We start from the raw sequence: 24,693 nt of genomic DNA on the forward strand, positions 1-24,693 counted from the left end.
ACGAACCTCTCCCTCCCCCGCAGGGGGAGGGAGAGGTTCGTGCGATCAGCCCTTCAGCACTTCCACCAGAGTCTTGCCCGGGCGGCCCGGCTGGGTCGCGCCTGTCTGGGGAAGGAGGGTCTGGTGGGCGTCGCCTTGCCGGGCCCACCCGGCTCCGCTTCGCTTCGCCCCCCTCCCCCGTGGGGGAGGGAGAACGAAAAATGCCGGTCTCGGCTGGATTGAACGCCCCCGGTTTCGGCCGGGGGCGTTTTTCTTTGCGGCTGCGACCAATTTCTCACCGAATTGCCCCGTTTCGGTCATGACCCATAAGGAAAGCGGGCCTATATGACGGGCGCACCCCTCACGGAGATGTGTCCGTCGGGGGCCAGGGATTGCGAAACGATGGCGGACGATGCCGGTCGGCTGAACCAGGTCTTTGCCGAGACCTCATTCCTCTATGGGTCGAACGCGGCCTATATCGAGGAGCTTCACGAGAAGTGGGCCAATGATCCGGGCTCGGTCTCGGCGGAATGGAAAGCCTTTTTCGACCAGCTGCGCGACAACGCCGCCAGCGTGAAGGCCTCGGCCGGCGCCGGCGCCTGGGGACGTGGAACCGCCTCCGAGCCCAGCGAGGCCAACGCGGTCTTCGACGGGCGCTGGCCTGCCGCGAAGCCCGATCCGAAGAAGCCGGGCGCCGCTCCGGCCGCCGCCGCTCCGGCCGCGCCCGCCTCGGTTTCGGCTGACGACATCCGCGCCGCCGCCCATGATTCCATCCGCGCCCTGATGCTGATCCGCAGCTATCGCGTGCGCGGACACCTGCAGGCCAATCTGGACCCGCTGGGCATCGAACAGCCGGTCGACAACCCGGAATTGACGCCGGAATTCTATGGCTTCAGTGCAGCCGACATGGACCGTCCGATCTTCCTGGACGGGGTCCTGGGGCTTCAGACCGGCAGCATCCGCGAGGTCCTGGACCTGCTGAAGCGCACCTATTGCGGCACCATCGGCATCCAGTACATGCATATCGCCGAGCCGGAGGAGAAGTCCTGGCTGCAGCAGCGGTTCGAGGGCGCCGACAAGTTCGAGCAGAACGCCTTCACCAAGGAAGGCAAGCTGGCCATCCTGAACAAGCTGATCGAGGCCGAGGGCTTCGAACGCTTCCTGCACAAGCGTTTCCCCGGCACCAAGCGGTTCGGTCTGGACGGCGGCGAGGCCATGGTCCCGGCGCTGGAGCAGGTGATCAAGCGCGGCGGCAACCTGGGCGTCGACGAGGTCGTGCTGGGCATGGCCCACCGCGGCCGCCTGAACGTGCTCGCCGCCGTGATGGGCAAGCCGTACAAGGTCATCTTCCACGAGTTCCAGGGCGGTTCGGCCGTGCCGAGCGACATCGAGGGCTCGGGCGACGTCAAATATCATATGGGCGCCAGCTCGAACCGCGAGTTCGACGGCAACCACGTCCACCTGTCGCTGACCGCCAACCCGTCCCACCTCGAGATCGTCAATCCGGTGGTGCTGGGCAAGGCGCGCGCCAAACAGGCGTTCGACATCCGCGAGGCCAACGCCGGCAAGCCCGAGGCCGAATGGGCGCTGGACCGGTCCAAGGTCGTGCCCCTGCTGATCCACGGCGACGCCGCCTTCGCCGGTCAGGGCGTGGTGGCCGAATGTTTCGCCCTGATGGGGCTGAAGGGCTATCGCACCGGCGGCACCCTGCATTTCGTCATCAACAACCAGATCGGCTTCACCACCAGCCCGCGGAACTCGCGCTCGTCGCCCTATCCGTCGGACGTCGCGCTGATGGTCCAGGCGCCGATCTTCCACGTCAACGGCGACGATCCGGAAGCGGTCGTCTTCGCCGCCAAGGTGGCCACCGAATACCGCCAGAAGTTCCACAAGGACGTGGTGGTGGACATGTTCTGCTATCGCCGGTTCGGCCACAACGAAGGCGACGATCCGACCTTCACCCAGCCGCTGATGTATTCGAAGATCCGCGCCCAGCCCTCGACCCGCGAACTCTATTCGCAGCGTCTGGTCGCCGAGGGCGTGATCTCCCAGGCCGAGGTCGAGGCCGAGATCGAACGGTTCGATAAATTCCTCGACGAGCAGTTCGACGCCGGCAAGGGCTGGTCCGCCGAGAAGGCCGACTGGCTGGACGGCCAGTGGCAGGGCTTCCAGTCGCCCCAGGACGAGCTGCGCGGCGAGACGGCCGTGCCCCTGGCCAAGCTGCAGGACCTGGGACACCGTCTGACGACCATTCCGAACAGCGTCGACATGCACAAGACGCTGAAGCGGGTGATCGACGGCCGCCGCGAGGCCATCGCCAGCGGCGAGGGCCTGGACTGGGCCACGGCCGAGAGCCTGGCCTTCGCCTCCCTGCTGGACGAAGGCTTCCCGGTTCGGCTGTCGGGTCAGGATTCGGTGCGCGGCACCTTCTCGCAGCGCCATTCGGGCGTCATCGATCAGACGACCGAAGAACGGTATGTGCCGCTGAACAACCTGCGCGAAGGCCAGGCCAATTTCGAGGTGATCGACTCGGCCCTGTCGGAAGAGGCGGTGCTGGGCTTCGAGTACGGCTATTCGCTGGCCGACCCCAACACCATGGTGATGTGGGAAGCCCAGTTCGGCGACTTCGTGAACGGCGCCCAGGTGGTGATCGACCAGTTCATCAGCTCGGGCGAACGCAAATGGCTGCGGATGAGCGGCCTGACCATGCTGCTGCCGCACGGCTATGAAGGCCAGGGACCGGAACACTCCTCGGCTCGTCTGGAGCGCTTCCTGCAGCAGTGCGCCGAAGAGAATATGCAGGTCGCCAACTGCACCACCCCGGCCAACTATTTCCACATCCTGCGTCGCCAGATGCAGCGGCCGTTCCGCAAGCCGCTGATCCTGATGACGCCCAAGTCGCTGCTGCGTCACAAGAAGGCGGTCTCGTCGATGAAGGATCTGGCGGAGGGTTCGTCCTTCCACCGCCTCCTGCACGACGACGCCCAGACCCGCCCCGACGTCGCGGGGATCAAGATCAAGCCGGACAAGGCGATCCGCCGCGTCATCCTGTGCTCGGGCAAGGTCTATTACGACCTGCTGGACGCCCGCGAGAAGAAGGCCAAGGACGGCCAGGCCGTGGACGACGTCTACATCCTGCGCCTGGAACAGTTCTATCCGTGGCCGATCCAGTCGCTGCGCAAGGAACTGGCCCGCTTCCCGAAGGCGGAGGTGGTCTGGTGCCAGGAAGAGCCGAAGAACATGGGCGGCTGGACTTTCGTCGACGCCTGGCTGGAGCTGACGCTCGACAAGCTGGACGTCGCCTCCAAGCGCGCCCGCTATGTCGGCCGTCCGGGTTCCGCCTCCACGGCGGCCGGTCTGATGAGCCGGCACCTGAAGGAACTCGAGGCCTTCACCAACGAAGCCTTCGCCTGATACACCTCCCACGATACTCCTAGAGACAGCTGGACCCGACATGGCCGACATCCTGACCCCCGCCCTCGGTGAATCCGTCACCGAGGCCACCATCGCGAAATGGACCAAGAAGGTCGGCGACGCGGTCAAGAAGGACGAACTGCTCGTCGAGCTCGAGACCGACAAGGTCTCGCTGGAAGTCGTTTCGCCGGCGGACGGCGTGCTGGGCGCCATCAATGCGGCCGAGGGCGACACCGTGGTTCCCGGCACGGTCCTGGGCGCCGTGACCGAAGGCGCCGCCGGGGCCAAGCCGGCCGCCGCGCCGAAGGCCGAAGCCAAGTCCGCTCCGGCCGCCGCTGCTCCGGCCGCCGCCTCGAACATCGACATCATGGTCCCGGTCATGGGCGAGAGCGTCGCCGAGGGTTCGATGGGCAAATGGCTCAAGAAGACCGGCGACGCGGTCAAGAAGGACGAACTGCTGGTCGAGATCGAGACCGACAAGGTCGCGGTCGAAGTCTCCGCCCCGGCTGACGGCGTCCTGACCATCGCCGCGGACGAAGGCGCGACCGTCACGCCGAACCAGAAGATCGGTTCGATCTCGGGCTCGGGCTCGGCCGCCGCCGCGCCCGCCGCTGCGGCTCCGGCTCCCGCCGCCGCTCCGGCCAACACCGGCTCGGCCCAGGTCGCCAAGAACGAAGCCCTGTCGCCCGCCGTCCAGCGCGTGGTCGCCGAGAACAATCTGGACCCCCAGACCATCGCCGCGACCGGTCCCAAGGGCAATATCACCAAGGCCGACGCCATCGCCGCCATCGGTCAGGCCGCCCCGGCGCCCGCCGCCGCCGCCGCCTCGGCGCCGCGCGCCGTCGGTCCGCGCGAGGAGCGGGTGAAGATGACGCGCCTGCGTCAGACCATCGCCCGTCGCCTGAAGGAATCGCAGAACACGGCCGCCCAGCTGACCACCTTCAACGAGGTGGACATGACCAATGTCATGGCCCTGCGCACCCAGTACAAAGAGGTGTTCGAGAAGCGTCACGGCGTGAAGCTGGGCTTCATGTCCTTCTTCACCAAGGCCGTCGTCGCGGCCCTGCACGAGATCCCGGCCGTCAACGCCGAGATCGACGGCACGGACATCATCTACAAGAACCACTATGACATCGGCGTCGCCGTCGGCACCGACAAGGGCTTGGTGGTTCCGGTGCTGCGCGACGCCGACACCCTGACCCTGGCCGGTATCGAAAAGGGCATCGGCGCCCTGGGCAAGGCCGCCCGCGACGGCGATCTGACCATGGATCAGATGCAGGGCGGCACCTTCACCATCACCAACGGCGGCACCTATGGCTCGCTGATGTCGACGCCGATCCTGAACGCGCCGCAGTCGGGCATCCTGGGCATGCACAATATCGTCCAGCGCCCGATGGCCATCAACGGCGAGGTCAAGATCCGCCCGATGATGTACCTGGCGCTCAGCTACGACCACCGGATCGTCGACGGCAAGGAAGCCGTCACCTTCCTGGTGCGGATCAAGGAACTGCTGGAAGACCCGCAACGGGCCCTGCTGGACCTGTAAGACCTGGAAAGGCGGCGAGGCTCTCGCCGCCTTTTTCATGACTGGCGGCGCCGCAACGAAAAGCCCGAGGTCGCCTTCAGCAGGCCGGCTCGGATATCGTTGGTTGTGTCTTGTTTGCGCCGGTAGGGATATGATCGACCCGCTAGGGAGTATTCCGGTCTTACGGCCGCCGGGAAATACTGCCTTATTCTCGCCATGGAGTGGGCGGCGCGCGCTATCGGGATGTTCTACGTCATGGGCGGGCTGATGCTGATGTGTCAGGCCTGGCTCAGTTGGCGGCTGCAACGCGCCCTGGCGGGGCTGGCCCCGGCCTCCGTCGGCGACCATGTTTGCGACGGGGTCATCGCTCTGGGCGGCGCCCTGGTCTTCGCTTCGGGGCTGGCTCTGGCGATGCTGAGCGGCTGGGCCGTCGCGGCCTTCCTGTCGGGATGGACGATCCAGGCCCTCTATCTGCTCTGGTCCAGCCGTTGGTCGCGAGAGGCTTTTCTGACGTGTCAGCAGGGGCGTCGTCAGTCCGTCCACGCCTTCGCCGGCTATACAGCCGCGACCGGTCTGGTGCTGTGGCTGCCGACAGCGGGCGTGTTGGGCTGATCAGCCGAACTCGGCCTCAAGGTCCGCCAGACGGGCGGCCTGGTCCTCGGCGATCAGGGCGTTCAGCATGGGGTCGAGGTCGCCTTCCAGAATCTGCGGCAGGCTGTGCAGGGTCAGGCCGATCCGGTGATCGGTCACGCGTCCCTGGGGGAAGTTGTAGGTGCGGATCCGCTCGGAGCGGTCGCCGGAGCCGACCTGGGACTTGCGCGAGTCCGCCCGGGCCAGGTCCTTGGCCTGGCGCTGCATGTCATACAGGCGCACGCGCAGGTTCTTCATCGCCTTGTCGCGGTTCACATGCTGGGACTTCTCGGAACTGGTGGCGACGATCCCGGTCGGCAGGTGGGTGATCCGCACGGCGGAATCGGTCTTGTTGACGTGCTGGCCGCCCGAGCCCGAGGCGCGGAAGGTGTCGATGCGGATGTCCTTTTCCAGGATTTCGATCTCGACGTCCTCGACCTCGGGCAGGACGGCGACGGTCGCGGCCGAGGTGTGGATGCGGCCCCCGGCCTCGGTGGTCGGGACGCGCTGGACCCGGTGGACGCCGCTTTCGAACTTCAGCCGGCCGAACACGCCCTCGCCGGTGACGGTGGCGATGATTTCCTTGTAGCCGCCGGCGTCGCCCTCGGTGGCGGAATCCAGCTCGATCCGCCAGCCTCGCGTCGAGGCGTAGCGCGAATACATGCGGAACAGATCGCCGGCGAACAGGGCCGCCTCGTCGCCGCCGGTGCCGGCGCGGACTTCCAGCACGGCCGAGGCGTTCTCGTCGGCGTCGCGGGGCGCCAGCAGCAAGGCCACGTCCCGCTCCAGTTCCGGCAGGCTGTCGTTCAGCGCGCGCAGTTCCTCCTGGGCCATGGCCGCCATTTCCGGGTCGGCCGTCATCGCCTCCAGATCGGCCATTTCGGCGCGGAGGCGGGCCAGGCCCTCGACCGCGTCGGCGACGGGCTTCAGCTCGGCATGCTCCTTGGACAGGCGGACGATCTCGGCGCCGTCCGTCGCCGCGCCCATCCGGGCCTCCACCTCGTGGAAACGGTCGAGCACCTGATCGAGACGGGCCTGGGGCAGACGCAAGAGGGGAATATCCTGGAGAGCAAGAGGGGCCGTCCTTAGCGCGACGGGGGGGCGGATGTCGATCATCGCGAGAATCAAGACGCGGCGCCGGGTTTGTGATCCCCGATAACGATGGCGTCAGACGCGCTTACGAAACCGGTCCCAACCGTATAGCTGCCCGTCGAGCCGCCGTGAGAAGGACGCCATGTTCGATCGCCCGCCCCCTTCCAAGCCCGCCGCCGTCGATGATGGCGCGGCCAGCGTCGAACGCCTGTGTGGCCTGTTCGACCGGCGCCTCGCCGAGACCGATGGGAACCTGTCGTCCGAAGACGCCCGGGAGTTGAAGGCCATGGCCGCCATCTATGACCTGAACACCGATCGTCCCGCCGCCGAAGTCTGGCGCGATCTGCGCGCCGTGATCACCCGTCAGGCCCCGCAGCTGGCCGAAAACGCGGCGCCGCCGACCGAGGTCGAGGCCCTGACCCTGCTGGTGGTCGAGGACGACGCCGATGCGGCCGCCGCCCTGACCGAGCTTCTGACCGAGGCCGGCCACAGGGTGGTGGGGCCGTTCCACAGCGCGGCGGCGGCCGAGGCCGCGGCGGCCCTCCACCCCATCGACGCCGCCCTGCTGGACATCAATCTGTCGGACGGGACGTCGGGGGTCGAACTCGCCGGCGTCCTGACCAGGCGCTGGGATGTGCGGGTGATCTTCGTCTCCGGCGACGTCACCGCAGCCGCGCGGCATGCCGACATGGCCGAGGCCCTGGTGCTGAAACCCTATACGGGGCCGCAGATCCTTGAGGCGGTGGCCAGGCTGGACGTCACGAGGCATTGAGGCCCCGCGCCGTCTTGCGTCCGACGCAAGGGCGCGCCATCACGGACCATGCTGTCGAACCGCTCGCGATACGCCCTGCGCGCCATGGTCCATTTAGCCGGACTTCCGGGCGGGGGGCCCGCCACCATAGGCGAGATCGCGGAAGCGGCCGCCGCGCCGCGCAAATTTCTCGAGGCCATACTGCTGGACCTGAGACGCCAGAACCTGCTGGTCTCCAAGCGGGGGCGGACCGGCGGCTACGCCCTGGCGGCGCCGGCGGACGCCGTCAGTTTCGCCGACGTGATCCGCGCGCTGGAAGGCCCGCTGGCCTTGGCGCCCTGCGCTTCGCGCACCGCCTTCGGCCCGTGCGAGACCTGTCCGGACGTGGAGACCTGTCCGCTCCAGCCGGTGCTGCAGGACGGTCGCGACGCCCTTGCGGCCGTGTTCGAAGCGCGAACCCTGCTGCAAGCCGCAACCAGTTCTTCTCCTATTGACCCGGTAGGAAAATAAAACGCAACTTCGCGAAGTTTTGGAGCCGCCATGCAAGACTTCCTCATCTTCCTGTTCGTCGGCTTTCTGGCCCAGATCGTCGATGGGGCGCTTGGCATGGCCTATGGGGTGATTTCCTCGACGGTGCTGCTGTCGTTCGGCGTGCCGCCGGCGACCGCCTCGGCCAGCGTCCATGCGGCTGAGGTCTTCACCACCGCCGCCTCGGCCGGCTCCCATACGGTCAACAAGAATGTGAACTGGAAACTGTTCGCGCCCCTGGCCCTGGGGGGTGTCGTGGGCGGTGGTCTCGGAGCCTTCGTCCTGACCAGTGTCGACGGCGACGTGGTGAAGCCGTGGATCACCACCTATCTGGCGATCATGGGCCTGGTGATCATCTGGCGCGCCACCCGCGAGACCCGCGAACGGATTTTCCCGTTGAAACTCGCCGGTCCGCTGGGCGTGGTCGGCGGCTTCTTCGACGCCATCGGCGGCGGGGGCTGGGGACCGACGGTGACCACGACTCTGGTGGGCTCGGGACAGGATCCACGTGCGTCGATCGGGACGACCAACACCGCCGAATTCTTCGTCACCTCGGCCATTTCCGCGACCTTCCTCGCCGCACTCCTGACCGGCCACTGGCAGCAGGCGGAGGGCTTCGCCACCCACGCCATGGCCATTCTGGGCCTGATCCTGGGCGGGCTGGTCGCCGCCCCGTTCGCCGGCGTGGTCGCGCGGATCGCACCGCGTCGGGTCCTGACCTATGGGGTGGGCGCCGTTGTGCTGCTGTCCGCAGGCTATCAGGCGCTGCGGCTGTTCAAGGTGATCTGAACAGAAAACGACGGCGGGTCGAGGACCCGCCGTCGTTCCAGGCTTTTCTGGTCGGTTCAGCGCGCGCGGGCGCGGAAACGGGTCAGGAATTCCTTGATGTTCTCGCGGATCGAGGCCTCGTTGGCCATTCTCAGACGTTCGACGCCAACAAAGGCCTGACTCATGGTCGCAGTGCCGGTCGCCGCCACCATCTCGTCGAATACGGTCTGTTCTGCGCGGGTCACCGTATAGCGGATCTGGCTCGTGACCGACATGTCCAAGCCGGCGAACGGCTGCTTCAGATCGATCAGAGAGGCGGAGACCTCCATCGGCTCGCCTTCGGCGCCCATATAGCCGGCCGACGCCAGCGAGGCTTCCAAAGCGGTCTTGAAGTCCGCGTTGGATACCTGGGACGTCCACATTGGATTGGTGCCCTGGCCGCCGGAAACCGTGACCGTCGTCACCGAATGGTAGCCGATGTCGCCGGCGGACGCCGTCAGGCCCGGCGTGGCCGGCAGGGTCATCATGGCGGGGTTGGACGGACTGGCGCAGGCCGCGACGCCCATAAGGGCGACGACAGCGGCGGCCGCGGCGAAGCGACGGATCATCATTCCTCTCCGGCGGCGGCGGCGGGCGTCGTCGCTGCTGCGGGAGCCTGAGCCGCGACGGCTTCTTCGGCCGGCGTACGCAGGGTCACGATCAGCGGATTGGGTTTCAGGTCGTTCATGGCGCCCGATGTGGCGTCGATCGCTCCGCCGATCAGGCCGCCGATCAGGATGTTGCCCGCCATGGCCGTGCCGCCCGCGCCGGAGACGCTGCTGGTGACGTCGTGCGTCTGGGCGACATAGCCGTCTTTCGAGACGGTGATGCGGAAGGCGTCCTTGCGCGGCATGCGGAAGGTGCAAGGCGTCGCCTGGCATTCGAAGCCGTTCGAGGTGGTGACTTGAGCGCCCGGAGGCGTGCTCTGGACGCTGAACTGCTGGCTGGATCCGCGGGTCACGGTGGCGCAGGCAGGCAGAGACAGCGCCACGCCGACAAGCATGAGCGCGCGCACGCCGAAGCGTGCGTGAATTGTAAAAATCATTAAATTCCCCAATGAGTTAAGCCTGCTCCCCAAGCAGGTCAAACTGGAGATTGCATCTTTGAAACAATCCGTCAATCACGGGTGCGTGAAATTCGGACGACGGACCGAAGGTCGCGACTACTCCGCAGCCTGAAGCTCTGCCGCGCGCGCCGCGTCCAGCTCCGCGGCCTTGGCCTCGACCAGTTCGACGATATGGTCGATCATACCGTCGTTGGCCTGTTTGTGGGCGATCTTGCCGTTCAGATAGATCATGCCCGCGCCCTTGCCGCCGCCGGTGAAGCCGATGTCGGTATAAAGGGCCTCGCCCGGGCCGTTCACGACGCAGCCGATGACCGACAGGCTCATCGGCGTCGAGATATGGGCCAGCTTCTCTTCCAGCAGGGTCACGGTCTCGATGACATTGAAGCCCTGACGGGCGCACGACGGGCAGGCGATGATGTTGACCCCCCGGTGGCGCAGGCCCAGCGACTTCAGGATGTCGAAGCCGACCTTGATCTCCTCGACCGGATCGGCGGCCAGGGAGACGCGGATGGTGTCGCCGATCCCGGCCCACAGCATCGAACCCATGCCGATGGCCGACTTGATCGTGCCGGTCCGCAACGGCCCGGCCTCGGTCACGCCCAGGTGCAGGGGGCAGTCGATGGCCTCGGCCAGCTGCTGGTAGGCGGCGACGGTCAGGAAGGGGTCGGAGGCCTTCACCGAGATCTTGAACTCGTGGAAGTCGTGGTCCTGCAGGATGCGGGCGTGGTTCAGGGCGCTTTCGACCATGGCGTCGGGGCAGGGCTCGCCGTATTTCTCGAGCAGCTCCTTTTCCAGACTGCCGGCGTTGACGCCGATCCGCATCGAACAGCCGTGGTCCTTGGCGGCCTGGATCACGTCGCGGACGCGGTCGGCGCTGCCGATATTGCCCGGATTGATCCGCAGGCAGGCTGCGCCGGCCTGGGCCGCCTCGATGCCGCGCTTGTAGTGGAAATGGATGTCGGCGACCAAGGGGACCTTGGCCTCGCGGGCGATTGTCTTGAAGGCCTCGGTCGATTCCACATCGGGGCAGGAGACGCGGACGATGTCGGCGCCGGCCTCTTCCAGCTGGCGGATCTGGTCGAGGGTCGCCGCCGCGTCGGACGTCGGCGTATTGGTCATCGACTGGACGCTGATCGGCGCGTCGCCGCCCACGAGGACGGAGCCGACGCGGATCTGGCGGCTCTTGCGACGCTCGATATGGCGCCAGGGTCGGACGTGGCCGAGTTCTGAGGTGTGGTCGCTCATCGGGGTCTCATATAGGCCGATGCAGGCGGCGAGGCCACGGGTCGAAGATCAGTTCGTCGCCGTCGGGGGAGCATAAGCGGGCGTGACCGACGACTGAGCCGCCTGCTGGGCCGCGCGGTCGGCCTGGATCTGGGCCTGACGACGGGCCTGTTCCTCGGCCACCTGACGCGCCGCCTGTTCGGCGCGGCTGTTCAGCTGGGCCAGGGGGGTCAGGACGGCCGGGAGAATGCCGCCGTGTTCACCGTTCAGATAGACGTCGAAGGCGGTCGGGTCCGAGACGTCGATGACGGCGCTGACGCCCAGCGGCGCGCGCCAGGCTTCGCCCGTCGCCATCTGGCGCGCGAACAGGGCCTGACCGTCGCCGAGCCGCACGACCAGGGCGCCGGGTTTCTTTGCCTGGATCACCACCTGGGAGGCGGTGGCGGGCGCGCCATAGACGGCGCCGCGCGGGTTGAAGGCCTTCTGGACCGGTGCGTTGTCGGCCGCTGCGGCGGCGGCGATCACGGCCGGATCATTGGGATCGACGCCGGTCAGCTGGGCCTCCAGGCCCGGCGTGATGTAGAGGGCCGGCGTGGTCTGGTCGGGCGGCGCGGCGCGGGGCGCGCTCAGGTCGATCAGGCCGTTCTGGCCGGGCACCTCGCCCAGCGACCAGCTTTCGGGCACGGCGGCGATGTCGGACGGCTGGGGCGCCCGCATCAGATTGACCCGCTGGAAGATGTTCCAGCCGACGATGGCCAGGGCCACCAGGGCGACGCCGGCGATGATGCGCGGCGAATAGCGTTTGACGTCCTCGAAGGCCACGCCGATCGGCGCCTTCAGCGGGGCGGAGGTGTCCGGGCTTTCGCGCTTGAACCGCTCGACCGCCAGCTGCTCGTCCAGGCCCAGGGCGGCCGCATAGCCCCGTACATAGCCGATGACGAAGACACGCGACGGCAGGGAGGACCAGTCGTTCTGCTCGAGGGCGATCAGGAAACGGGTGTGGACCTTGGTCTCGTCCGCCAGTTCGGCCAGGGACTTGCCCGACTGTTCGCGCGCACGGCGCAGGCCGTCGCCCAGAGTCGCGGACTCGGCGATGGAGGGCGCGATGTCCTTCCAGTCGGGATGAGCCTTGAACTCTTCGGGGGCGTGCCCCGCATCTAGCGCCATGACGCCTGACCCCACACTCGGAACGGCAGGGCGCCGCTCCGTACTCAAAACGGACCCGTCGTTTATCATGTCTTCTTGTCGACGCTCGCCCCTCCCCGGGGGCTGGTCTGATGCGTCCTGTGGATAAACCATAATCCCCGTCCCATCAACGGCGATTCCCGAAACGGAACGCGTTTCACAACCGTCAGGCCGAGACGTTCAACTTCCGAGCCAGGGATTCGATCTCGTTGCGGACGGAGCCGGTGGACAGGTTCAGCAGATTGTTCAGGCCCCGCCGCGCGGCCGTCAGATCGGCGGACAGGATCATCCGCTTGACCGGACCGATCCCGCCAGCCGGGGCCGAAAGACGGGTGAAGCCCAGGGTTATCAAGGCGAAGGCTTCAAGAGGCCGGCCCGCCAGTTCGCCGCAGATCGACACGGGTGTGCCGGTGTCGGCGCAGGCCTTCTGGATCGTCTGCAGCGCGCGCAGGGTCGGCGGCGACAGGGGGTCGTAACGGTCCGAGACCAGAGGGTTGGTCCGGTCGGCGGCGTACATGTACTGGAACAGGTCGTTGGTGCCGATCGAGACGAAGTCGGTCAGGGGCAGAAGCGCGTCGAGATGCCACAGCAGGGACGGGCATTCGACCATGGCGCCGACACGCAGCAGGGCGGGCAGGGCGCGGCCGCGGCGTCGGGCCCAGGCGCATTCGACGTCGACCAGTTCGCGGGCGGCGCGGAACTCGTCCACCGTGGCGATCATCGGGAACATGACGCGCAGTTCGCGTCCGGCCGCCGCCGTCAGCAGGGCCCGAAGCTGCATCCGCAGCAGGGACGGCCGGTCCAGGCCCAGGCGGATGGCGCGACGGCCCAGGGCGGGGTTCTCCTCCCGCTCGGCCTCCAGATAGGGCAGGACCTTGTCGCCGCCGATATCCAGGGTGCGGAAGGTGACGGGCCGGTCGCCGGCGGCGTCCAGCACCAGCCTGTACAAGGCCGTCTGGGCGTCCAGCCGGGGCAGTTCGTCCGAGACCATGAACTGGAATTCGGTGCGGAACAGGCCGATGCCCTCGGCCCCCGTCTCGTCCAGGTTCTCCAGATCGACGGCGAGACCGGCGTTGGTCAGCAGGGTGATGCGCTGACCATCCAGGGTCACGGCCGGGGTGTCGCGCAGCTGGGCGAACTGGGCCCGGCGCTGGTCGCGGACGGCCATACGCGACTGGACCGCCTCGATCATGTCGGCGCGGGGGCGCAGATAGGCCTCGCCGGTCTCACCGTCGGCGATGACGATGTCGCCTTCCGACAGGCGGTCACGCAGGCCCATCAGGCGGCCGACGCAGGGGATCTGAAGCGCGCGAGCCACGATGGCGGCGTGGCTGGCGGCCGATCCCTCCTCCAGCAACAGGCCCTTCAGCTTGTCGCGCGGATATTCCAGCAGGTCGGCGGGCCCCAGGTTGCGCGCCACCAGAATGGCGTCGTCGGGCAGTTCGCGCTCGCCCGGCTTGTCGCCCGCCAGCACGCGCAGCAGCCGATCGGCCAGGTCTTCGAAATCGTGCAGCCGTTCGCGGATATAGGGGTCGCGGGCCTGGGCGAAACGGGCGCGGTGCTCGTTCCTGACCCGGTCCACCGCAGCCTCGGCGGTCAGGCCGTTGCGCACCGCCTCTTCCAGCGACCGGTTCCAGCCCCGGTCGTCGGCGAACATCCGATAGGTCTCAAGCACCTCGAACGAGGGGCCGGCCAGGCCCTGGCCCTTGTCGAGCATGGCGTCCAGGCCGGTCTTCAGCGAGGCCAGGCCCAGCTTCAGCCGCGCCTCCTCCATCGCGGGGTCTTCGGCCAGCAGTTTCTCGGGCGCCAGGGGCGCCTCGTGCAGGACCACTTGACCGACGGCCAGGCCGTCGCCGAACTTCTGGCCCTTCAGCCGCTCGGGCCGGTGGGGCGCCAGCTCCACATCGCGCAGTTCGTCCTGCTCCAGCAGCTCGCCGGACGACACGGTCTCGGACAGGACCATGGCGATGGTCTGGATGTCCTCGACCTCCTCCTCGTCATAGCGCCGCTCGGTGCGGTTCTGGACGACCAGGACGCCGATGGCCCGACCGCCGCGCAGCAGGGGGGCGCCGAGGAAGGCGTGATAGGGGTCTTCGCCCGTCTCCGGCCGATAGGAGAAGGCGGGGTGGGACGGGGCGTCCGACAGGCTTATGGGCTGGGCCATCCGCGCCACCTCGCCGACCAGGCCCTCGCCGGGTCGCAGACGTGTGTTGTGCACGGCTTCGGGGTTCAGACCCTCGGTTGCGAACAGTTCCAGCTCGCCCGAAGCGCGGCGCAGATAGATGGAGCAGACCTCGGCGACCATCGACCGGGCGATGATCTGGACCACCATGTTCAGCCGGTCCTGGGCCGGGGTCGCGCCCCCGGACGCGAGGGGGCCGGCTCCGCCCAGAGCCTCGCGGATCTGGCGCAGGAGGATCCGGGGTCCCCTGGTCATCGCGCCGCCTGCCGGCATCATGGCTCCCGCGCTTCGGCGCCGTTGCGCCTGTTCAAATCAACTATATCGCGTCCAGGCCATAAGCCGAATGCAATGCGCGCACGGCCAGCTCGGCGTACGCAGCGTCTATCAGGACGCTGATCTTGATTTCCGAGGTCGAGATGGCCTGGAACTTGATCCCCTTGTCGGCCAGGGCCTTGAACATGGTCTGGGCCACGCCGGCGTGGCTGCGCATGCCGACCCCGACGACCGAGACCTTGGCCACGTCCTCATCGACCCTGATCTCCTCGATGCCGATCTCGGCCTGGGCGGCCTTCATCAGGTCGGCGGCGCGCACGGCGTCGCGGCGGCCCGTGGTGAAGGTCAGATTGACCGCCCCGGCCGTGCGCGACTGGCTCTGCACGATCATGTCGACATTGACGTTGGCCTCGGCCAGGCGGGTGAAGACGTCGGCGGGGGCGTCCACGCGGTCGGACAGGCCCAGCAAGGTGATGCGGGCCTCGTCACGGCTCATGGTCACACCGGACACGATGCGTTTTTCCACGATCTCCTCCTCGTCGCAGATCAGGGTGCCGGCCTCGTGGGGCAGGGCGCCGGTTTCGTCAGGTTCGATAAAGCTGGACAGCACGCGCACCGGCACCTGTTTGGCCATGGCGAGCTCGACCGAGCGGGTCTGGAGCACCTTGGCCCCAAGCGAGGCCATTTCCAGCATCTCTTCGAAAGAGACCCTGTTCAGGCGGCGCGCGCGGCTCTCGATACGCGGGTCGGTCGTATAGACGCCGTCCACGTCGGTATAGATATCGCAGGAGCAGCCCAGGGCGGCCGCCACGGCCACGGCCGAGGTGTCGGACCCGCCCCGGCCCAGGGTGGTGATCTTGCCCTCGAGGGTCACGCCCTGGAAGCCCGGCACGACGGCGATCTCGCCCCCGTCGACGGCGGCGCCCAGTTTCTCGCCGGGAATGTCGGTGATGCGGGCGCGGCCGTGGGCGTCGTCGGTGACGATCGGCACCTGCCATCCCATCCACGAACGGGCGTTCAGCCCCATGTTGCGCAGGGTCATGGCCAGGAGGCCGGCCGTCACCTGTTCGCCCGAGGCGACCACCACGTCGTATTCGTCGTCGCTGAGCGGCAGGTCGGCGGCGGCCGGACCGGCGCCGTCGGTCCAGGCGACCAGTTCATTGGTCTTGCCGGCCATGGCGGAGACCACGACCGCAATCTTCCGGCCCGCGGCGGCCTCGGCGGCGACGATCCGCGCCGCGCGACGAATCCGCTCGAGGTCGCCCATCGAGGTGCCGCCGAACTTCATCACCAGGCGTGTCGTCGCAGATCGTGAAGAATCAGGCCGCGTCATCGTGGCGTTCCGCCCCCTGCTTGCGTGAAGGACCGCGAGGGTTCATCCCTCGGGCATGACCGCTTCTAGCGACGCCGCACCGTCTCGCCTACCCCGCGAAGGGCATGGTTTTCCGCAAAATTCGTCCGAGGGCGCATTTGGTGCATCGATCGACCCGGCGGACGTGGCCCGGTTCTCGGCCCAGGCGGCCGAATGGTGGGATGCGCGCGGGCCGTTCGCGCCGCTGCACCGGTTTAATCCGGCGCGCCTGGCCCTGATCCGCGAACAATTGTGCGTCCGTCTGGGGCGGGATCCGAAGGCGCGCAGCCCGTTCGAGGGGCTGAGCCTGCTGGACGTCGGCTGCGGCGGCGGGCTGATCGCCGAGCCGATGCGGCGGATGGGTTTCGCCGTCACGGCCATCGACGCCTCGTCCGAGAATATCGGCACGGCGCGGGCGCACGCTGACATGGTCGGGCTGGAGATCGGCTATCGCGCCGCCACGGTCGAACAGATCGAGGCCGAGGGGGCGGGGCCGTTCGACGTGGTCCTGACCATGGAGGTGATCGAGCATGTCGCCGATCCGGAGGCCTTCGTGCGCGCCTGTTCGCGCCTGGTCCGGCCCGGCGGGGTGATGATGGTCGCCACCCTGAACCGGACCCTGAAGTCGCTGGCACTGGGCAAGGTGGCGGCGGAATACATCCTTCGCTGGGTCCCGGCGGGGACGCACGACTGGCGCCAGTTCCTGAAGCCCGACGAGATCCGGTCGATGCTGGCGCAGGAGGCTGTGACGGTCGAGGGGCCGTACGGGCTGAACTACGATCCGCTGCACGACCGCTGGAGCCAGAGCGACGACGCGGGGATCAACTATATGATGGTGGCGACGCGGGCCTGAGGATCTCCCTCCCCCTGCGGGGGAGGGGCGTCGCGAAGCGACGGGGTGGGGGCGGCCAGGCACGGGCGCACCGTTCTGAATCAAGTCAGGTCTGCGATGCGTCGCCCTGACGCCCCCACCCGGCTCCGGCTACGCCTCCGCCCCCCTCCCCCGTCGGGGGAGGGAGAGGTGTTGCGTCACACCGCCTTGGCGCGGCTCCGGGTCCAGGCGTACAGGCCGAACACCGCGACGGCGAAGCCGAGGATGCCCGCCAGCATGGCCGGCCAGGACGAGCCGTCGGGCAGCATGGCGAAGGGGGCGTCGTCGCGGGTGGCCACGATGACCCCGGCGGTGAAGACGCCGAACAGGCTTTCGCCCACGATCAGGCCCGAGGCCAGCAGCACGCCCATGCGGCGCGCGACGTCGGCGTAGCGGGTGCTGGACACGGCCTTGTCGTAGATCCAGCCGCAGACGGCGCCGATGACCAGCATGGTCGTCACCGCAGCGGGCAGATAGAAGCCGATGCCGACAGCCAGGGGCGGCAGTTTGACCTTGCCGTTCGTGGCCTTGGACACGACGGCGTCCAACACGATGATCACCACGCCGATGGCCGCGCCCAGGCCGATCAGGTCCCAGCGCAGGTCGCCGCCGATGACGCCGCGCGCCAGGGCCGAGATCAGGGTCGCCTGGGGGGCGGCCAGGGTCTTGGCGCCCTCGACGATGGCGGGCGGGCCGCCCTCGAAGCCGAAGGCCTGGTTCAGCAGGTTCAGGATCAGCGGAATGACGATGGCGCCGGCGCCGACGCCGACGATCAGGGCCGTTTGCTGGCGCCACGGCGTGGCCTCGACCAGCTGGCCGGTCTTCAGGTCCTGCAGGTTGTCATTGGCGATGACGGCCACGGCGAAGACCACCGCCGTCACGATCAGGGCGAAGGCGATGATCGACGGGTCGGCCGGCACACCCGCGATGGCCATGACGCCCAGCATCAGCAGGGAGGCGATAACGATGGCCAGGATGCCGACGCCCGAGACCGGGCTGTTCGACGAGCCGATCAGGCCGGCCATGTATCCGCAGATGGCGGCGACGGCGAAACCGATCAGCACCACATAGACCAGGCCGCCGATCACCAGCAGGGCGGTCGATCCGGCCAGGGCCGGGGCGCTCTGGGCGAACCAGGCCAGGAGGCCGGCGATGCCGACGAGGCAGACGACCGAGATCGCGCCGACCAGTTTGATCGGCATGTCCTGTTCGGTGCGCTCCAGCACCTCGCCTTGCGAGCGCCGGGCGTTGGCGGACAGGGCTGAGGTCAGGCCGCCGATCAGCGGGCCGGCCAGCTTGATCAGGGTCCAGATGGCGGCGACGCCGATGACGCCGGCGCCCATGAAGCGGACCTCGCGGCTCCAGACCGTCATGGCCAGTTCCTCGGCCGGGGCGCCGGCGGGCAGGGTCGAGGCGATCGAAGGAATCCCGTGCGCCGTCAGCCAGGCGACAGTGTCGGGGCTGGTCAGGATCGGCACGGCGATGGCCCAGGCCAGGATCAGCCCGAACAGCTGGGCCAGGCCGACCGTCAGGCCGATCAGATGGCCGGCGCCCAGCAGGGCGAACTGCAGGCCGAAACCCATCCCGGTCGCGCCGCCGCCCAGAGCGGCGGGAAGCTTGAAGAATTTGGCGGCCTCGCCGGCGAAGACCCGGCCGGCGACCAGCAGGGCGTAGCCGGCCGAGACGACGGCGCCGGCGACCACGACCCACAGGCCGGACTTGTTCTCGCGCACCGCGCTTTCGGTCTGTTCGGCTCCGCGCGAGCCGACCTTCAGCACCTCGGCGGCGGCGACGCCCTCGGGATAGGGCAGGCCGCCGTTGGTCACCAGGGCGCGGCGCAGCGGGATCGAGAAGGTCACGCCCAGAACGCCGCCCAGAATGCAGATGGCCACCGACTGCCAGAAGGGAAACTCCAGCCACCAGCCGATCATCACCAGGCCCGGCAGGACGAAGATGATCGAACTCATGGCCCCGCCGACCGAGGCCACGGTCTGGACGGTCATGTTCTCCCAGATGGTCGAGGTGCGGAAGGCCCGCAGCACCGCCATCGAGATGACCGCCGCCGGAATGGCCGAGGCGAAGGTCAGGCCGACCAGCAGACCCAGATAGGTGTTGGCGGCGGTGAAGATCACCGCCAGCAGACAGCCCAGCACAAGGGCGCGAAGCGTCAGTTCAAGCCGGCCCTTCGGGGCGGCGACAGCGTCAGTCATTCAGAGGGGTTCCCACGTTCGGCCGGGACGTAAGCCCATAATGGCCCGTGCGGCAACCAGTCGCGGTCAGGCCGGGACGGGCTGGACGCCGCGAAAGCGCCGCCGCGCGCGCCGAACCAGGCCGGGCGAAGCCACCGTCACCCTGTAGAGACCGGCCATGACCAGGGCCGTCAGGCACCAGGACAGCAGGACGTCCGACAGGAAATGTCCGCCAAAGGCCAACCGGTTCATCGACAGGGCGACGCCGTAGACGACGGCCGCAGGCAAGACGACGGGCCGCCATTTCGCCGGCGTCAGGACCAGGACGGCGCCGACCATCCAGGCCGCGCTGGAGCCTTCGCCCGAGACGAAGGAGCAGTTCGACTGGCAGGCGTCGCTGACGACCCAGACGGGGGTGAAATGGGCCTCGCCGCCGAACTGGTCGATCTGGATCGGCCGGGCGCGACCCCACATGCCCTTGAGCAGCAGATTGACGACCAGGCCCGGTCCGATCGCCAGGGACGCCAGGACGAAGACCGCCCGCCGCGCGACGGCGCCGAGGGAGCGACGGCGCAGGGCGCGCCAGACCAGCCGCCCGATCACGCTGATCAGCAGAAGGGCGAGGACGAAGGTGGAGCTCTTGCGCAGGGCCTTGAGCACGACGCTGTCCGCTAGGACGAAGCCCGCCTCTGGGCGATAGAACAGCCGGCTCACGGCGATGTCGACGCCGGGGAAGACCAGGAAATAGACGCTCAGCGCCAGGACGGCCGTCGCCGCCAGGATCGCGGCGTCGTCACGCGTGGCGCCGATCATTCGACCCAGATCGAACGACGGCAGGACGCGCGGGCGGGGCCCGCGGTTGATAATCGACTGTGTCACTATTCCCCCCGGAATGAGCCCGCTCTGTGTGCCAAAGCCGCATGTCAGGCGGATGTGGGATCGGTGTCTGCGCGACAGCAGATTCAAGACGGTTCGCCGAAGTTTGAAGCGAGGCCGGACGGTAGGCTTGGTTGGCGGCGCCAGGCGGGCTAGGACCGTTCCATGCCCGAACTTCCCGAGGTCGAAACCGTCCGACGCGGCCTGACGCCGGTGCTGGAGGGGGCGCGCCTGTCACGGGTGCGGATCAACCGGCCCGATCTGCGGTTTCCGTTCCCCGAGCGGTTCGTCGAGCGGCTGGAAGGGGCGACGGTCGAGCGGATCGACCGCCGGGCCAAATATCTGCTGATGGCCCTGTCGACCCGAGAGACCTGGATCACCCATCTGGGCATGACCGGCCGTTTCACCCTGGACGGAACCCAGCTGGGCGAGTTCGAGGAGGCGGCGCCGATCGCCGGCAAGCACGAGCATTTCAGCGGCTGCGCGATCCGCGACGGCGCCGCCACCCGGATCGGTTACGCCGACGCCCGCCGGTTCGGCTTCATGGGCCTGATGCCGACGGACCAGGTCGAGGCCCATCCGTGGTTCGCCGGCCTGGGACCGGAGCCGCTGGGCAACGGCTTTTCAGGCGCGCACCTGGTGGAGGCCTTCGCCGGCAAGAAACAGAACATCAAGGTGTCGTTGCTGGATCAGCGGATCGTCGCGGGCCTGGGCAATATCTATGTCTGCGAGGCGCTGTACCGCGCCCGCATTTCGCCGCTGGTCGCGGCCGGGTCGGTGTCGAAGGCGCGGCTGGAACGGTTGGCGACCGAGGTCCGCCACGTCCTGGACGACGCCATCGCGGCGGGCGGCTCGACCCTGCGCGACTTCGCCAACGCCGAGGGCGGCCAAGGCTATTTCCAGCACCGGTTCGACGTCTATGGCCGCGAGGGCGAGCCGTGTCGTGGCGAGGGGTGCACCGGCGTGGTCGCTCGCATCGTCCAGGGCGGTCGTTCGACCTTCTATTGCCCCAGTTGTCAGAAGCGCTGAGGCCAAAAGGCTCGAACCTCGCACCGGAATGACGAAAGAGGCGGTATCCTTTATGACGCGAACAAACGAAGGAGACCGCCCATGGCCGAGACCTATTCCACCCTGCTGATCGAACGCCACGCCGATGGTTATGCGGTCGTGACCCTGAACCGGCCCGAGGCGCTGAACGCCCTGAACTCGACCCTGTTCGGCGAACTGGCGGCGTTTCTCGACACGGTGGAGACCGATGACAGCGTGCGCTGCCTGATCCTGACCGGATCGGCCAAGGCCTTCGCCGCCGGCGCCGACATCAAGGAGATGGCGGATCAGTCCTACGCCGACATGTTCAAGGGGAACTTCTTCGCCCTGGGCCATGACCGGATCACCCGGTTCCGCAAGCCGATCATCGCGGCGGTGTCGGGCTACGCCCTGGGCGGGGGGTGCGAACTGGCCATGTTGTGCGACTTCATCATTGCGTCGGAGACGGCCAAGTTCGGCCAGCCGGAGATCAATCTGGGCGTCGCCCCCGGCATCGGCGGCTCGCAGCGCCTGACCCGGCTGGTCGGCAAGTCCAAGGCCATGGACATGATCCTGACCGCCCGGATGATGGACGCCGCCGAGGCCGAGCGCGCCGGTCTGGTCAGCCGTATCGTCGCCCCCGACGCCCTGCTGGACGAAGCCCGCGCGGCGGCCGCCAAGATCGCGGCGCAAAGCCCGCTGGCGGTGATGATGAACAAGGAGATGGTCAATGTCGCCCTTGAGACCAGCCTGACCGAGGGCGTCCGTTTCGAACGCCGCCTGTTCCACTCCCTGTTCGCCTTCGACGATCAGAAGGAGGGCATGTCGGCCTTCGTCGACAAGCGCAAGCCGGACTTCAAGGGGCGGTGATCAGAGGTCGCGGCGGTCAACCGATCGCCGTGATCCGGCGTTAGGGGCGGATCATGATCCGTTATCTCGCCTCTCTCGTCGCGGCCCTGTTCGTCGTTCTGCCGGGTTTCACCGCACAGGCCTCCGCCTCCATGGCGCCCGCCTTCCGGTCCGACCGGATCATCGTCGAGACGCGTGGGACGGGGCCGGACGTCGTCTTTATCCCCGGCCTGGGCTCCACCGGGGCGGCCTGGCGGTCGACGGCGGACAAGCTGGACGGTCGTTATCGGGTGCACCTGGTCACGATCCGGGGGTTCGGACAGACTGACATCGGCGCCAACGCCAGCGGCGCCCTGGCCGCACCCGCGGCGCTGGAGATCGAACGCTATATCCGCGAGCAGAGGCTCCAGCGGCCGGCCCTGATCGGTCATTCGCTGGGCGGACAGATCGCCCTGAGGGTGGCGGCGGACCTGCGGGATCGGGTCGGGCGGGTGATGGTGGTCGATTCCGCGCCCTTCTTCCCGTCCCTGGTCGATGCGCGCGTCACGCCGCAACAGGTCGAGCCTCTGGCGCGGCTGGGCTATCAGGCGCTGATGTTGTTCGGGGATCAGGCGCTGAAGGGACAGGTCTCGGCCCTGGGCGGCGACCTGGGGCTGGCGGGCGACATGGTGTTCGACGGCTTGGGATTGCAGGGCGGCGACCGGCGGGTGCTGGCCCAGGGCCTGTACGAGGCCCTGACGATCGACCTGCGCCAGCGGCTGCGCGACATCACGGCGCCGGTGACGGTGGTCTATGGATGGACGCGGGACACCAGCAACCCGCGCCATCGGCTGGAAGGCCTGTATCGCTACGGCTTCGCCAACCTGCCCCGCCCGGCACGCTTCGTCCGCATAGAGGGCGCCGACCACCAGGTGATGATCGACCAGCCGGAGCGGTTCCAGGCGGCGGTGGATCAGTTTTTGGGTTAGGTCAGGGCGCTCAGCGTCTCCAGCACCCCTTTGCCGTAGCGGTCCAGTTTGGACTGGCCGACGCCCGAGATGGCGCCGAGGCTGGCGAGGTCGGCGGGTTCGGCGTGGGCGATTTCCAGCAGGGTCTTGTCCTGGAAGATGACATAGGGCGGGACGTGCTGTTCGGAGGCGCGGTCGCGGCGCCAGGCGCGCAGGGCCTCGAACCGGGCGCGGACGTCGGCATCCATGGTCTCGAGCGCAGCGTTGCGACCCTCGCCCGAACGGTCGCGGCGATTGCGCGGATTGCCTGAGCGGGTTCCGGCGTCGAAGCCTGCGGGCACACGGCGCACCTCGATCTTGCGTTCGGCCTTGTAGACGGCGCGCACCGCCTCGCCCTCGCCCAGACCAACCAGGGGCTTGCCGTCGTTCGGATCCTCGACCAGCAGGCCCTCGAACAGCAGGTGATCGACGATGTCGCGCCAGCCGTTGGGCGAGATGTCGGCGCCGATGCCCCAGGTCGACAGCGACTGCTCCCACGGCTGAACCGTTTTGGTGCGGCCGGTCAGGTGGTCGACGATCCGGCCCCGGCCGAAGCGGCCGCCCAGACGCTGGACCGCCGCCAGGGCCTTTTGCGCGGGGACGGTGGCGTCATAGAGAAGGGGCGGGTCGCCGCAGATGTCGCAGACGCCGCAAGGGTCCGCCTCGGCCTCGCCGAAATAGCGACGCACGGCCTGGGCGCGGCAGACGGCGCCGTCCAGCATGGCGAACAGCTGGCGCACCTTCCTGACCTGAACCTGTTTGACCTCTTCGGCCATCGGGCGGCCGTCCAGCCGGCGCAGGGTCCAGGCGATGTCGGAGGGACCGTACAGGGTGATGCCCTCGGCCGGTTCGCCGTCGCGGCCGCCGCGGCCGATCTCCTGCCAATAGGCCTCGAGGCTGCCGGGCGGATCGGCGTGGATGACGAAACGGACGTCGGCCTTGTCCACCCCCATGCCGAAGGCGATGGTGGCGACCATGACGGCGCCCTCTTCGGCCAGGAAGCGTTCCAGCCGGCGGTCGCGCTCCCTGGTGTCCATGCCGGCGTGATAGGCGATGGCGTTGGTCCCGGCGTCGCGCAGGGCCTGGGCCACGCGGTCGCAGCCGTCACGACTGCCGCAATAGACCACGCCGGACTTGCCCCGCCGCTCGCGCACCAGTTCGATGACGCGGGCGTCGGTCTTGGCGCGCGACGCGCTCTCCTTGCGCTCGGCCGACAGCTGCAGGTTCGGGCGGGCGAAGCTGTCGACGAAGACCTGAGCGCCCTCCAGCCGCAGCGAGCGCAGGATGTCGTCGCGGGTGCGGGCGTCGGCGGTGGCGGTGACGGCGATGCGGGGGACGTTCGGGAACCGCTCGGCCAGCAGACCCAGGTTGCGATAGTCGGGGCGGAAGTCGTGGCCCCACTGGCTGACGCAGTGAGCCTCGTCGATGGCGATCAGGCTGAGCGGAAGCTCGGCCAGCCGGTCCATCATGGCGCCGGCGGCCAGACCTTCGGGTGAGACATACAACAGGTCCAGATCGCCCGCGCGGGCGGCGGCCCAGATGGCCGAGCGTTCGTCCAGCGAGACGCCGGAATCGAGCCGGGCGGCGGCCACCCCCTGCTGCTTCAGGGCCTCGACCTGGTCGGTCATCAGGGCGATCAGGGGCGAGACGACCAGGCCAAGGCCCGGCCGGAGTATGGCGGGGATCTGGTAGCAGACGCTCTTGCCGCCGCCGGTCGGCAGGACCGCCAGGGCGTCGCGCCCGGCCAGCAGCTCGGTCACCACCGGGCTTTGCAGTCCCCGGAAGTCCGCGTGGCCCCAGACGCGCGACAGCAGAGCGCGGGCGTCGTCCAGATCGGGCGCGGGGGTCGGGGAGGGCTGGAGCTGCGTGGCCGGCATCCTGAAGCTGTG

At 68.3% G+C, this 24,693-nt stretch carries 20 protein-coding genes; 10 read left to right on the top strand and 10 right to left on the bottom strand.

What is annotated here, in order from left to right:
- Positions 1–381: 381 nt before the first annotated feature.
- The 3 genes from H2037_RS12910 to H2037_RS12920 all read left to right on the top strand — a co-directional run bounded on the left by H2037_RS12910 (position 382) and on the right by H2037_RS12920 (position 5,530).
- On the top strand, positions 382–3,393 hold the full coding sequence (locus H2037_RS12910) for a 2-oxoglutarate dehydrogenase E1 component (protein WP_292122676.1): 3,012 nt from the start codon (positions 382–384) through the stop codon (positions 3,391–3,393).
- Between the two features lie 40 nt (positions 3,394–3,433).
- On the top strand, positions 3,434–4,939 hold the full coding sequence (odhB, locus tag H2037_RS12915) for a 2-oxoglutarate dehydrogenase complex dihydrolipoyllysine-residue succinyltransferase (protein WP_292122679.1): 1,506 nt from the start codon (positions 3,434–3,436) through the stop codon (positions 4,937–4,939).
- 222 nt (positions 4,940–5,161) lie between these two features.
- On the top strand, positions 5,162–5,530 hold the full coding sequence (locus H2037_RS12920; RefSeq protein ID WP_292122681.1) for a hypothetical protein: 369 nt from the start codon (positions 5,162–5,164) through the stop codon (positions 5,528–5,530).
- On the opposite strand, the gene prfA is transcribed toward H2037_RS12920, so the two are convergent.
- The gene (gene prfA / locus H2037_RS12925) at positions 5,531–6,598 is read right to left on the bottom strand and encodes a peptide chain release factor 1 (RefSeq protein ID WP_292122683.1); all 1,068 of its coding nucleotides are present in this window, start codon (positions 6,596–6,598) and stop codon (positions 5,531–5,533) included.
- Between the two features lie 184 nt (positions 6,599–6,782).
- Here prfA and H2037_RS12930 point away from each other — a divergent pair, with 184 nt between their 5' ends.
- The 3 genes from H2037_RS12930 to H2037_RS12940 are packed head-to-tail and all read left to right on the top strand — an operon-like array spanning position 6,783 to position 8,708.
- On the top strand, positions 6,783–7,412 hold the full coding sequence (locus H2037_RS12930) for a response regulator (RefSeq protein ID WP_292122686.1): 630 nt from the start codon (positions 6,783–6,785) through the stop codon (positions 7,410–7,412).
- Between the two features lie 48 nt (positions 7,413–7,460).
- Positions 7,461–7,901, top strand: coding sequence for an Rrf2 family transcriptional regulator (locus H2037_RS12935; RefSeq protein ID WP_292122687.1), 441 nt, complete (start codon positions 7,461–7,463; stop codon positions 7,899–7,901).
- A gap of 30 nt (positions 7,902–7,931) precedes the next feature.
- Positions 7,932–8,708, top strand: a complete 777-nt coding sequence (locus H2037_RS12940) for a sulfite exporter TauE/SafE family protein (protein WP_292122690.1) — start codon at positions 7,932–7,934, stop codon at positions 8,706–8,708.
- A 56-nt stretch (positions 8,709–8,764) separates the two neighbouring features.
- On the opposite strand, the gene H2037_RS12945 is transcribed toward H2037_RS12940, so the two are convergent.
- The 6 genes from H2037_RS12945 to H2037_RS12970 form a co-directional block, all read right to left on the bottom strand.
- Positions 8,765–9,298 (bottom strand): hypothetical protein, encoded by a 534-nt coding sequence (locus tag H2037_RS12945; RefSeq protein ID WP_292122692.1) that lies wholly within the window; start codon positions 9,296–9,298, stop codon positions 8,765–8,767.
- Complete coding sequence (locus H2037_RS12950; RefSeq protein WP_292122695.1) at positions 9,295–9,771, bottom strand: PEGA domain-containing protein; 477 nt, start codon at positions 9,769–9,771, stop codon at positions 9,295–9,297. The genes H2037_RS12945 and H2037_RS12950 overlap by 4 nt, the downstream gene beginning before the upstream one ends.
- 117 nt (positions 9,772–9,888) lie before the next feature.
- Positions 9,889–11,037 carry a flavodoxin-dependent (E)-4-hydroxy-3-methylbut-2-enyl-diphosphate synthase gene (ispG, locus tag H2037_RS12955; protein WP_292122698.1) on the bottom strand — a complete coding sequence of 383 codons (1,149 nt, stop codon included), beginning with the start codon at positions 11,035–11,037 and terminating at the stop codon, positions 9,889–9,891.
- Positions 11,038–11,085: 48 nt separating this feature from the next.
- Positions 11,086–12,183 carry a helix-turn-helix transcriptional regulator gene (locus H2037_RS12960; RefSeq protein WP_292122702.1) on the bottom strand — a complete coding sequence of 366 codons (1,098 nt, stop codon included), beginning with the start codon at positions 12,181–12,183 and terminating at the stop codon, positions 11,086–11,088.
- 184 nt (positions 12,184–12,367) lie between these two features.
- Positions 12,368–14,656, bottom strand: a complete 2,289-nt coding sequence (ptsP, locus tag H2037_RS12965) for a phosphoenolpyruvate--protein phosphotransferase (protein WP_292122871.1) — start codon at positions 14,654–14,656, stop codon at positions 12,368–12,370.
- A 43-nt stretch (positions 14,657–14,699) separates the two neighbouring features.
- On the bottom strand, positions 14,700–15,989 hold the full coding sequence (locus H2037_RS12970; RefSeq protein WP_292122705.1) for an aspartate kinase: 1,290 nt from the start codon (positions 15,987–15,989) through the stop codon (positions 14,700–14,702).
- Positions 15,990–16,044: 55 nt separating this feature from the next.
- Here H2037_RS12970 and ubiG point away from each other — a divergent pair, with 55 nt between their 5' ends.
- The gene (gene ubiG, locus H2037_RS12975; protein WP_292122708.1) at positions 16,045–16,860 is read left to right on the top strand and encodes a bifunctional 2-polyprenyl-6-hydroxyphenol methylase/3-demethylubiquinol 3-O-methyltransferase UbiG; all 816 of its coding nucleotides are present in this window, start codon (positions 16,045–16,047) and stop codon (positions 16,858–16,860) included.
- A gap of 176 nt (positions 16,861–17,036) precedes the next feature.
- Here the strand turns inward: ubiG and H2037_RS12980 are convergent, their stop codons facing one another.
- Both H2037_RS12980 and H2037_RS12985 read right to left on the bottom strand, forming a co-directional pair.
- On the bottom strand, positions 17,037–19,088 hold the full coding sequence (locus tag H2037_RS12980) for an oligopeptide transporter, OPT family (protein WP_292122710.1): 2,052 nt from the start codon (positions 19,086–19,088) through the stop codon (positions 17,037–17,039).
- Positions 19,089–19,154: 66 nt separating this feature from the next.
- Positions 19,155–19,880, bottom strand: a complete 726-nt coding sequence (locus H2037_RS12985; protein WP_292122713.1) for a phosphatase PAP2 family protein — start codon at positions 19,878–19,880, stop codon at positions 19,155–19,157.
- A gap of 228 nt (positions 19,881–20,108) precedes the next feature.
- Between H2037_RS12985 and mutM the strand changes: the two genes are divergently transcribed.
- From mutM to H2037_RS13000, 3 genes are all read left to right on the top strand, one after another.
- The gene (gene mutM / locus H2037_RS12990; protein WP_292122716.1) at positions 20,109–20,972 is read left to right on the top strand and encodes a bifunctional DNA-formamidopyrimidine glycosylase/DNA-(apurinic or apyrimidinic site) lyase; all 864 of its coding nucleotides are present in this window, start codon (positions 20,109–20,111) and stop codon (positions 20,970–20,972) included.
- Between the two features lie 81 nt (positions 20,973–21,053).
- A complete protein-coding gene (locus tag H2037_RS12995; RefSeq protein WP_292122719.1) occupies positions 21,054–21,839 on the top strand; it encodes an enoyl-CoA hydratase in 786 nt (261 codons plus the stop codon).
- A gap of 53 nt (positions 21,840–21,892) precedes the next feature.
- Positions 21,893–22,786, top strand: coding sequence for an alpha/beta hydrolase (locus H2037_RS13000; protein ID WP_292122722.1), 894 nt, complete (start codon positions 21,893–21,895; stop codon positions 22,784–22,786).
- Here H2037_RS13000 and recQ read toward each other — a convergent pair.
- Positions 22,783–24,681: a DNA helicase RecQ gene (gene recQ, locus H2037_RS13005; RefSeq protein WP_292122874.1), complete on the bottom strand. Its 1,899-nt coding sequence runs from the start codon at positions 24,679–24,681 to the stop codon at positions 22,783–22,785. The two genes, H2037_RS13000 and recQ, sit on opposite strands and share 4 nt — an antisense overlap.
- Positions 24,682–24,693: the final 12 nt, after the last annotated feature.

The organism is Brevundimonas sp. (genome assembly GCF_013912065.1).
In the GTDB taxonomy this organism is placed as follows: Bacteria; Pseudomonadota; Alphaproteobacteria; order Caulobacterales; family Caulobacteraceae; genus Brevundimonas.